Origin of the sequence: Actinoplanes sp. TFC3 (assembly GCF_001553785.1) — a bacterium.
Taxonomy (GTDB): domain Bacteria; phylum Actinomycetota; class Actinomycetes; order Mycobacteriales; family Micromonosporaceae; genus Actinoplanes.
In genome coordinates this window covers 1,499,678-1,509,373 of the sequence record NZ_LOJP01000001.1, presented here as the reverse complement: position 1 = coordinate 1,509,373, position 9,696 = coordinate 1,499,678, and the positions used below count along the sequence as shown (strand labels likewise).

Annotated in this window: 9 protein-coding genes; 4 read left to right on the top strand and 5 right to left on the bottom strand. The window is 70.2% G+C overall.

Annotated elements, in window-relative coordinates:
- Positions 1 to 132: 132 nt before the first annotated feature.
- Entirely contained in the window at positions 133 to 975 is an 843-nt protein-coding gene (locus TFC3_RS40365) for a DUF4405 domain-containing protein (RefSeq protein ID WP_067497072.1), read from the bottom strand.
- 98 nt (positions 976 to 1,073) lie between these two features.
- Here TFC3_RS40365 and TFC3_RS06850 point away from each other — a divergent pair, with 98 nt between their 5' ends.
- Together TFC3_RS06850 and TFC3_RS06845 are read left to right on the top strand one after the other, a co-directional pair.
- The gene (locus TFC3_RS06850; RefSeq protein WP_067497070.1) at positions 1,074 to 2,309 is read left to right on the top strand and encodes a GNAT family N-acetyltransferase; all 1,236 of its coding nucleotides are present in this window, start codon (positions 1,074 to 1,076) and stop codon (positions 2,307 to 2,309) included.
- A 316-nt stretch (positions 2,310 to 2,625) separates the two neighbouring features.
- Positions 2,626 to 3,015 carry a hypothetical protein gene (locus TFC3_RS06845; RefSeq protein WP_369819666.1) on the top strand — a complete coding sequence of 130 codons (390 nt, stop codon included), beginning with the start codon at positions 2,626 to 2,628 and terminating at the stop codon, positions 3,013 to 3,015.
- 50 nt (positions 3,016 to 3,065) lie between these two features.
- Here the strand turns inward: TFC3_RS06845 and TFC3_RS06840 are convergent, their stop codons facing one another.
- Genes TFC3_RS06840 through TFC3_RS06825 form a run of 4 tightly spaced genes read right to left on the bottom strand, consistent with a single transcriptional unit; the run spans position 3,066 to position 5,937 of the window.
- Entirely contained in the window at positions 3,066 to 3,539 is a 474-nt protein-coding gene (locus TFC3_RS06840) for a ribose-5-phosphate isomerase (RefSeq protein WP_067497068.1), read from the bottom strand.
- Between the two features lie 23 nt (positions 3,540 to 3,562).
- Positions 3,563 to 4,480, bottom strand: coding sequence for an alpha/beta hydrolase (locus tag TFC3_RS06835; RefSeq protein WP_067497066.1), 918 nt, complete (start codon positions 4,478 to 4,480; stop codon positions 3,563 to 3,565).
- Positions 4,480 to 5,670 carry a DUF1015 family protein gene (locus tag TFC3_RS06830; protein ID WP_067497064.1) on the bottom strand — a complete coding sequence of 397 codons (1,191 nt, stop codon included), beginning with the start codon at positions 5,668 to 5,670 and terminating at the stop codon, positions 4,480 to 4,482. The genes TFC3_RS06835 and TFC3_RS06830 overlap by 1 nt, the downstream gene beginning before the upstream one ends.
- 60 nt (positions 5,671 to 5,730) lie before the next feature.
- On the bottom strand, positions 5,731 to 5,937 hold the full coding sequence (locus tag TFC3_RS06825; protein ID WP_067497062.1) for a hypothetical protein: 207 nt from the start codon (positions 5,935 to 5,937) through the stop codon (positions 5,731 to 5,733).
- Between the two features lie 218 nt (positions 5,938 to 6,155).
- On the opposite strand from TFC3_RS06825, the gene pepN reads away from it, so the two are divergent.
- Both pepN and TFC3_RS06815 read left to right on the top strand, forming a co-directional pair.
- Positions 6,156 to 8,711, top strand: a complete 2,556-nt coding sequence (pepN, locus tag TFC3_RS06820; protein ID WP_067506119.1) for an aminopeptidase N — start codon at positions 6,156 to 6,158, stop codon at positions 8,709 to 8,711.
- A 133-nt stretch (positions 8,712 to 8,844) separates the two neighbouring features.
- Positions 8,845 to 9,408, top strand: a complete 564-nt coding sequence (locus TFC3_RS06815) for a Uma2 family endonuclease (protein ID WP_067497060.1) — start codon at positions 8,845 to 8,847, stop codon at positions 9,406 to 9,408.
- Positions 9,409 to 9,696: the final 288 nt, after the last annotated feature.

Here is a 9,696-nt window from a genome sequence, read left to right as displayed (position 1 = left end):
GGGGCGGAGGATGGGCTTGGGTGCTCAGCGACCTCAAGACGATGCTGGAGACGGGGACCACTATGGGTGGGCGCAGCTGAGATGTGCGCGGGGCCGCCGGTGGGGTTCCGGCAGCCCCGCCACTGCGTCTGTTCAGTTGAAGAGGTCGCCGATCCAGTGGACGGCGTCCATGACCCACGGGGTTTGCTGCAGGTGAGCGATGCCGACGCCGACCAGGAACAGGCCCGCGACGATGTGCGCCCCCTTGGCCGTGCGGCGTTCCCGGCCGAGCTGCCGCTCCCACACCACCCTGCCGATCAGCCGCGACAGGGCGAACACACCCGCCGCGACCAGCAGCGACACGATGAACACGACGATCGCGGTGGGGAGGCTGCCGCCGGTCGACAAGGCCCAGATGCCCCAGCACACGAACGCGAACAGCAGGCCCGCGAAGCTCCACTCGCCGCCGCGGCGCAGCTGGGCGAGGTGCCATTCCAGCGGGCGGCGTTCCTGGTGCGGCTCGGCGCCCGGCCACCCGGTGCCGGTGGGCTCGTGCTCGGCGGCGAACTGCTGGGACTGCGGGCGCGGGTTGACTGCTGCGCGGCCGCTCCAGGCGGGATTCTGCTGCGGTTCGCCGGGCGCCTGCGCGGGCGGACGAGCCGACCCCTGAGTCTGGGCCGCGCCGGCCGTGCCCTGAGGCGCGCCGGCCGGGCGGGCCGGACCCTGGACCGCAGGTGCACCCGCCGGCGGCATGCCTGAGCGGGCCGAACCCTGGAAGGGCGGTGCTGCGGACTGCTCGCCCCACTGCCGGGTCGGGTCGTAGTTCCGCTCACCCTGCGACTGCCGCGTGGGGTCGTAGGCGCGCTCGTTCGGGTCGTAGCCCCGTTCCGGGGGCGGCTGGCGGCGCGGGGGCAGGTCTGTGGTTGGCGGGTCGGCCCAGGGGTCCTGGGGCGGCATGTCGAGTGTCCGCTCGGGCCACTGCGGTTGCTCCGGCATTGCTCCCCTCCCCGGCACGGCCGTGTGCCGCCCTGCATCGAGAGTAACCAGCCGGCAAATAGCTCGCCGTTGCGCGCGCCGTCCGTTACACAATCAGCATGGCGGCTCCCGATGTTTCGATCAGGGTAGGTGACCCGGGCGACTGGGACGCCATTTGGAACCACGTCATGCTGCTGTTCCACGAACCGCATTCGGAGAAGGCGTCGGCGATCGAACGGGCGACCTTCGAGCCGCAGCGTTGCCTGGTCGCCGAGGACGGCGGGGCGATCATCGGCCACGCGGCGGCCTACACCCGGGATCTGACCGTGCCCGGAGCCGTTGTTCCTGCAGCTCACGTCACGCTTGTCGGCGTCTCCCCCACCCACCGCCGCCGCGGCCTGCTCACCACGATGATGCACCGGCAGCTCCGCGAGATCGCCGACGCCGGCCGCGAGCCCCTGGCGGCCCTCTGGGCGAGCGAGACCAAGATCTATTCAAGATTTGGGTACGGTCAAGCCGCGCACCGGCTCCGGCTGGAGATCGACACCAACGAGGTACGCCTGCCCAGCACCCCGGTCCCCGGCACGCTGCGCCTCGTCGGCCTGGACACCGGGCGCAAGGACTTCGCCGCGATCTACGACCGCCTGCGTCCGGGCCGGGTCGGCTGGTCGAGCCGGCCCAGCGAAGCCTGGTGGAACGCGGTGCACGCCGACAACCCCCAGCACCGCCAGGGCGCCACCCCCTTCCACGCCGTGATCTACGAGACACCCGAGGGCCCAGCCGGCTACGCCATCTGGCGCTCCAAGGGCAACTGGACCCCGCAAGGCCCGCAAGGCGAAGTTCAGGTGCGCGAAGTGGTGGCCGGGGACCCGGACGCATACCTGGCCCTGTGGCGTTTCCTGCTCTCGATCGACCTGACCCGCCACCTGTCGATGCGCTCCGCGGCAGTCGACGAACCCCTGCGGTACCTGGTTGACGAGCCGCGGCGGTTGAACCCGGCGATCGGGGACGGGTTGTGGGTGAGGATCGTGGATCTGCCCCGGGCTTTGGCGACTCGTCGCTATGCCGCGCCGCTGGATGTCGTGCTGGAAGTGACGGATGAGTTGCTGGCGTCGAATACCGGGCGGTGGCGGCTTCGGGTGGACGAGGGGGGATCGGCTACTTGTGAACGTACCGGATCAGCAGCTGACCTTTCTTGCACGATCTTGGAATTGGGCACTGTCTATTTGGGCGGGGTCCGGCTGGCAGCCCTCGCGGCGGCCGGGAAGGTGAGGGAACTAACGCCGGGCAGCCTGCGCCGGGCTACGGCAAGCTTCGGGTGGGAACGCATGCCGCACCTGACCGAGACGTTCTGAGGCCGAGCGGCGACGGTAGATTCGAGGCATGGGCGAAGTACCGGAACGCCGGCGGCGGCGCTTGCGACCTACAGCGGCTGCTAAGGCGGCTGCTGCTTCTGACGCTTCGGCTTCGGCCGTTGCTGCTTCTGACGCTTCGGCTTCGGCCGTTGCTGCTGGGGACGGTTCTGGGGAGCCTCGGGCTGCGGGGGTTGCTGAGACGCCGGCTGTTTTCAACCCGGATGAGGATGGGGCTGGGGAAGTTCCGGAGTCCCCGGGTGGCGCGGAGTCCGGGACGGCGGCGACGGGCTCGGCCCGGACGTCCGAAGCTGGAGTGATCGGCGCCAAGCCCACGTCGGGAGCCGGTGCCACCAGTCCACGCCCCACGCCTGGAGCCGGCGCCCCGAGCCCACGCCCCACCTCAGGAGCCGGACCGAGAAGCTTCCGCCCAACGTCAGGAGCCGCCAGCCCACGCCCCGCCTCAGGAGCGGGAGCGAACAACACGCGCCCCACCTCGGGAGCCGGCGCCGGTGGGGACGAACCCTCCGAGCGGGGTCTTCGCGGCCTCGTCGGGTCCGGGTCTTCGCAGGTCAGCGTGGGTGCGGCCATGCGGGCCCGGGATGCGGCGCGCCCGACCGACGCCGACCTCGCCGAGGCCGACGCCAGTCTGTCAATCGTGCGGCGCAACTGGGTACCGCGCGAGGAACTGCCCCGCGGCGGACGCTAGCTCCGCGGGAGTAGCAGCCCGCAACGAAGCCCAACCTGCCGGAGAAGAACCTAGCTTTGTGGCAGGGCCGGCAGCTCCCGCGTGCGCTCGTACTCGGCGAGCTGGTCGATTCGGCGGGCATGGCGTTCGTTTCCTGAGAACGGGGTGGTCAGGAACGCCTCGGCCATTTCGGCGGCTTCGTCAAGGGTGTGCTGGCGGGCGCCGATGGAGAGCACGTTGGAGTCGTTGTGCTGACGGGCGAGCTGGGCGATCTCGGCTTTCCAGGCGAGCGCCGAGCGTACGCCGGCGATTTTGTTCGCGGCGATTTGTTCGCCGTTGCCGGAGCCGCCGATGACGATGCCGAGGCTGCCGGGGTCGGCCACCACTTGGGCGCCCGTGTTGAGGCAGAACGCCGGGTAGTCGTCCTCCGGGTCGTAGACGTGCGGCCCGACGTCAACGACGTCGTACCCCTGCTTGGCGAGGTGGTTGACGAGGTGGCTCTTCAGCTCGTAACCGGCGTGATCGGAACCGAGGTAGACGCGCATGACCGCAGTCTTTCAAACCCGGCTCAGAACGTCAGCGCGGCCCGCAGACTGACCGCGATCTGGTCTGCCGCGGCGCGGGCGGCATCGAACAGCGCGAGCTTTCGGGCAAACCCATGATTCACCCCTTGATACCGTACGTGCACAACTGGCACTTCCGCGCTGAGCAGGGCATCCGCGTAGTCGGCACCCTCGTCGCGCAGCACGTCGTACTCGGCGGTGATCAGCAAGGTCGGGGGCATCCCGGCCAGATCCGGCACCGCCAGCGGGGCCACGTCGGGGCTGAACCGGTCCGCCTGGTGGGGCACGAAGGTCTGCCAGGCCAGCCGCATCGCATCCCGGTCGAGACCGTTGCCCGCCACCTCGTCGTAGGACTCGGAGGCGGTCATCGGGTCGATCGCGGGGTAGATCAGCACCTGATAGTCCAGTGGAGTTGCCGCGTCGCGCTGGCGGCGGGCGGCCACCGTGGCCAGCTGCCCGCCCGCGCTGTCGCCGCCGATGGCCAGCCGCGACGGGTCGACGCCGAGCCCGCTGCCTTCACGGCGCACCCAGCTCAGGGCGGTTTCCACGTCTTCCAGCGCGGCCGGGTGGACGTGTTCGGGGGCCAGCCGGTAGTCAACGGACAGCACCGCGCAGCCGGACCGCTCGGCGATCCGGCGGCAAAGCCGGTCCACAGTCTCCACGCTGCCGTAACACCAGCCGCCGCCGTGCACGTAGACGAACACGGGGGCGCCGGTGCGGGCGGCATACAAGCGGCATGGCACCCCGTCGGCGTCCACGTCGACCACCACCGGCAACGGGATGGCCGGGCCGCACTCGGCCTCGTTGGAATCCAGCATCGCCTGGCGGGCGTGGGCGAGCTGGGCCGCCGGGTCGCCCGCCAGCACGCCGGCGGGAGGGCGCCGGCGCACCGCCAGCGACGCGGCAACCTGCGGGTGCAGCATCAGGCCAGCTCGGCCAGGACCAGTCCACCCCGGGCCTTGGGCGTGAACCAGGTGCTCTTGCGGGGCAGCTTCTCGCGTTCGAGGTTCACCGCGACGAAGTCCTGCACGGTGACCGGGGCGATGAGCACGGCCAGCTCGGCCCGGCCCGCGTCGACCTCGCCGCGCAGCCACTCGGCCGGGTAGTCGCCGCCCACGTACGAGATGCGTTTGTCGCCGGCGTCGAGGCCGAGGGCGTCGCGCAGCAGCACCCGCTCGACGAGCGCGTGGTCGAGGTTCTCCACCGCTGCGGCACCGGCGGCCGGGGGCAGCACCACCGAGTACGAGGAGCCGCGGACGTACAGCTCGATGGTGCCCTTGCTCGGAATGGCCGCCGGGCGCGGCAGTTGCTCGACCTGCGCGCCGGCCGCGGTCAGCGCCTCGACCAGGTCTTCGGCGGCGACCTCGGACACCAGGCGGTTGTACGGCTGGATGGCGACCGAGGCGGGCGTGGTGACCACGGCGAGAAACGTCGTGAGGCCACCGGTCTGTGCGGCGAGGCTGCGGTGGTTGCCGTCGGCCACGACCAGCTCGCCGCCGCCGGCCAGCGCGGTGAGCTCATCCTGCAGCGGACCCTGCGGGACCACCCAGATGGCGTGGGTGCGCCCGCTCTGGTCGAGGTCCGTCGCGGCCGGCGCACCCGCGGCGTCGGTGGCTGCGGCGAGTGCGGCGTGCAGCTCCGCACCCTTGCTTGTCTGCAGCAGCAGCACCGGGGAGAGCAGGGTCTTGAGGGCGCCGGCCAGCGCCACCCGCTCGCGCACCTTGGCGATGAACACATCCTCGTTGCGGATGACCAGGCCAGGCTCGGCGGCGCTGGTGGAGATCTGATCGGTGTCGACCAGGGCCCACAGCCCGTACGCGGATGGCTCGCCCGGCGCACTGATGCGGTAGAGCACCACGACCTGCTCGGCCGGCGTGTAGCTGCCGTCCGCCTTCTCCTCGGCCAGCCGCGCCGCCGCGTCGCTCAGGCAGTCGAGGAAGGCCCGGCCCACGGCATCGGGCGCCCGGTGCGGCATCTCGATGGCAAGCGCGCTGCGCGGGTTGGCGGCGATGATCTCGGTGATCTCGGCGTCATCGGCGAACTCGTCGTAGTTCTGAGCTCCGGTGCCGCCGGTGGTGGTCCAGGCTCGGCTGATCGGGTGCACGACCGTCATGCTGTGAACGTACCTAGGCGGTCTGACGCTCTTGGGGGGTGCCCCGTCTTGTCCCAGAGTTCAGATCGTGCGGCGGTGACGGCTCGACGGCATGTTCTGACGCAGGCGCGCCTCCTTCACGCGCCGCTGCGAATCCCCGGGCGCCGAGGAAAGCGGCAGGCTGGAGACGGTGACGGGCGGCGCGACCATGGCGGCCAGGGCCGCGTCGTCCCAGACGCCCCGGTCAACCGCAACGGTGCAGGTGGCGACGCTGTCGGTCTCCGGCATGGCAACTCCCTGAGTGAGTGACTGTTGTCACCCCATACAACGACGCGAAAGCCCTCGGCGTGATGAAAAGCGCAGTGCTTTTCGCTGCACCGGTCCAAGACGTGATCCTCCTCAGGTGCGACCCGCAGGTAACGCATAGGGTGGCGTGGAAGGCTTCACGCGCTAGGCGCGACAACGGCGGGGCACTGCCGCCCCGGCCAGCATGGAGGAGAGTGATCGTGGCCGGAGTTCGTAACCTGACCCAGGTAGAGGCCGCTGAGCGGGCCCGCCTGCTCGAGGTGACGGGGTACGACATCGCCCTGGATCTGACCGACGGCGCCGGAAAACCGGGCAACGGCACCTTCCGTACGGTCACGAAGGTTACGTTCCGCTGCACCGAACCGGGCGCGCAGACGTTCATCGAAGTCGCAGCCGCGTCGGTCCGCGCGGCGGTGCTCAACGACACCCCCGTGGATCTGTCCGGGTGGTCCGCCGAACGCGGGCTGAGCCTGACCGGGCTCGGCGCCGACAACACCCTCGTGGTCGACGCCGACTACCACTACTCGGCGAGCGGGCAGGGCCTGCAGCGCAGCGAGGACCCGGTCGACAACGAGGTCTACCTCTACAGCCAGTTCGAGACGGCGGACGCGCAGCGGGTCTTCGCGGCGTTCGACCAGCCCGACCTCAAGAGCGTCTTCACGTGGCACGCCACGGTGCCGGCGCACTGGAAGGTCATCTCGAACATGCCGGTCGAGGACACCGAGCAGTCCGGCGCGGCCAAGACGGTGCACTTCGCGACCTCACCGCGGATGAGCACGTACATCACCGCGCTGTGCGCCGGGCCGTACCACGAGGTCCGCGACAGCCACGACGGCATCGAGCTGGGCGTTTTCTGCCGCGCCTCGATGGCCCAATATCTCGACCCCGAGGACCTGTTCCTGGTCACCAAGCAGGGCTTCGACTTCTTCCATGAGCAGTTCGGTGTGCGCTACCCGCTGCCCAAGTACGACCAGCTGTGGGTGCCCGACTTCAACGCCGGCGCGATGGAGAACTTCGGCTGCGTCACCCACGCCGAGGCGCACTACATCTTCCGCTCGCAGGTCACCGACTACGAGTACGAGCAGCGGGCCAATACGATCCTGCACGAGCTCGCCCACATGTGGTTCGGCGACCTGGTCACCATGCGCTGGTGGAACGACCTGTGGCTCAACGAGTCGTTCGCCGAGTGGGCCAGCCACTGGTGCAACACCAGCGCCACCCGCTTCAAGGACGCCTGGACGACGTTCCTGTCGGTCCGTAAGGCGTGGGGCTACCGCCAGGACCAGCTCTCCTCGACCCACCCGGTCTACTGCGAGATGCCCGACCTCGAGGCGGTGGAAGTCAACTTCGACGGCATCACGTACGCCAAGGGCGCCAGCGTCATCAAGCAACTCGTGGCCTACGTCGGCCTCGACTCGTTCGTCGCGGGCCTGCGCGCCTATTTCCAGCGCCACGCCTGGGGCAACGCCACCTTCGACGACCTGCTGACCGAGCTGGAAACCGCGTCGGGCCGCGAGCTGCGCAAGTTCGCCGCCCAGTGGCTCGAAACGGCGCAGGTGAACACGCTGCGCCCGGTGGTCAGCGTGGCCGCCGACGGCACGTACGAGAGCGTGCTCGTCAAGCAGGAAGCCCCTGCCGACTACCCCACCCTGCGCACCCACCGCATCGGCGTCGGCCTCTACGACCTCAACGGCGACCGCCTCGAACTGCGCGACCGCCTCGAGATCGACGTGAGCGGCGAGGAAACCGCGATCACCGCCCTGGCCGGCCAGCGCGCCGCGGACGTGTTGCTGCTCAACGACAGCGACCTCACCTACGCCAAGCTGCGCCTGGACGAGGGCTCGCTGGCCACGGTGGTCCGCCACATCGATGGCTTCGAGTCGCCGCTGGCCCGCGCCCTGTGCTGGGCCGCCGCCTGGGACATGGTCCGCGACGCCGAGATGGCCGCCCGCGACTACCTGGCTTTGGTCAGCACCGGCCTGCCCCAGGAACGCGACATCAACCTGACCACGGCAACGCTGCGCCAGGCCACCACCACGCTGACCATGTTCGCCGATCCGGCCTGGGCGCCCACCGGGTGGACCCGGCTGGCCGAGACCGCCCGCACCGCACTCGCCGCCGCCGAGCCGGGCAGCGGCTTCCAGCTCGCCTGGGCCCGCGCCTACATCGGAGCCTCCCGCGGCGAGCGGGACCTCACGGTGCTGCGGGGCTGGTTCGAAGGCCGCGGCGTACCGGCCGGCCTGACCATCGACACGGAACTGCGCTGGTCCCTGATCGAGGCCCTGGCCGCCCGAGGAGCAGCCACCAACGAGGAAATCGACGCCGAACTCGAAACCGACCGCACCGCGAGCGGCGAACGCGAAGCCGCCCTGGCCCGGGCTCTGCTGCCGACCGCCGAGAACAAGGCTGCGGTGTGGGCCCGGCTCACCGGCACGGAGAAGCTGCCGAACTGGCTGCACCGCTCCCTGCTGCAGGGCTTCCAGTCGTCCAGCCAGGTGGAACTGACGGCGCCCTATGCCCCGAAGTTCTTCGAGGTCGTCAACGACGTGTGGGCCCGCTCGGACAGCGAACCGGCCCAGGAGTTCGTGATGCTGGCGTACCCGGCCTACCAGGTGAGCGAGGAAACGGTCGCGCTGACCGACGCCTGGCTTGCGACCGACGGGCACCCGGCTTCCCTGCGGCGGCTGGTGGCTGAGGGCCGGGACGGGGTGCTGCGAGCGCTCAAGGCTCGTGAGAAGGACGGCTCCGCCGCCTGATCGCTCGGCCGGCCTCCGCCGGATTGTGCGCGGGTCGTGGGAAGACTCTTCCCGCGGCCCGCGTTTTGTTCCCGCCGCCACCACGCCCCGTGAGTACGCTGGCATCTCAGCGTGACGTCGCGGAGGTGGTCCGATGGTGGTGATCGGTCAAGGCGCCCCGCCGCGATGGACTGCCCCCGACGGTCCCTGGACCGAGCCCGACCTGCACTTGTTCCCCCAGGACGGCCACCGCTACGAGATCGTCTGCGGCAGCCTGCACGTGACGCCCCCGGCAGACGACGCCCACGAGACGATCGTCAACTCCCTGGTGACGGTGCTGCGGGCCGCCGCGCCCGAGGATTGGTGGGTGTGCGACCGTCTCGGCATAGCCTGGGCCGACAGCAACCTGGTTCCCGACGTAACCGTGCTCAGGCCCCGCTCATCCGGCGCAAGCTGGGCCAACCCGGCCGACATCGCCTTGGTGGTAGAAATCGAAGCGCCAGCCAGCCGTCGATACGACCGCCTGCTCAAGCCAGCCCTGTACGCGGAGGCCGGAATCACCACGTTCTGGCGAATCGAGCCAGGCCCAGAGCCGGTGCTGCACACTTACGCCTTGCTCGACGGAGGCTTCGCCCGCCAGGAAACAATCCACGGCGTCGATCCGGTACGAGTGGACGCGCCCTTTCCGATACGGGTGGCCCCGCAGACCTGGCAATAGGTTCTGACAGCCAGCTTTATGAGCGCAAGAGGGCCGCCGAGACATCTGGCCGGGCGAGGCCGCAGGTGCGAGGCCGCGGCGCAAGAGCGCGGGCACACCCTCACAACCCACGCAGCAGCCGACCCCCAAACACAAGCGGCCGGCAGCCCGTCAGGCCGCCAGCCGCAAGTATCGAACGGTCAACCACCCGCCCGCAGGATCACAACCGGGTCAGCCCCGCCCAGCGTGCGAAGCGAGCTGGTCCAACCCCGCCAGCACTCCCCCGGCCAGGTCCCCACCCGCAAAGGC

Bases quoted from the DNA above. Each gene is read 5' to 3' on its own strand.
- TFC3_RS06825 (WP_067497062.1), bottom strand. From the start codon at position 5,937: ATGCCGGAGACCGACAGCGTCGCCACCTGCACCGTTGCGGTTGACCGG.
- TFC3_RS06840 (WP_067497068.1), bottom strand. From the start codon at position 3,539: ATGCGCGTCTACCTCGGTTCCGATCACGCCGGTTACGAGCTGAAGAGC.
- TFC3_RS06830 (WP_067497064.1), bottom strand. From the start codon at position 5,670: ATGACGGTCGTGCACCCGATCAGCCGAGCCTGGACCACCACCGGCGGC.
- TFC3_RS06815 (WP_067497060.1), top strand. From the start codon at position 8,845: ATGGTGGTGATCGGTCAAGGCGCCCCGCCGCGATGGACTGCCCCCGAC.
- TFC3_RS40365 (WP_067497072.1), bottom strand. From the start codon at position 975: ATGCCGGAGCAACCGCAGTGGCCCGAGCGGACACTCGACATGCCGCCC.
- TFC3_RS06835 (WP_067497066.1), bottom strand. From the start codon at position 4,480: ATGCTGCACCCGCAGGTTGCCGCGTCGCTGGCGGTGCGCCGGCGCCCT.
- TFC3_RS06850 (WP_067497070.1), top strand. From the start codon at position 1,074: ATGGCGGCTCCCGATGTTTCGATCAGGGTAGGTGACCCGGGCGACTGG.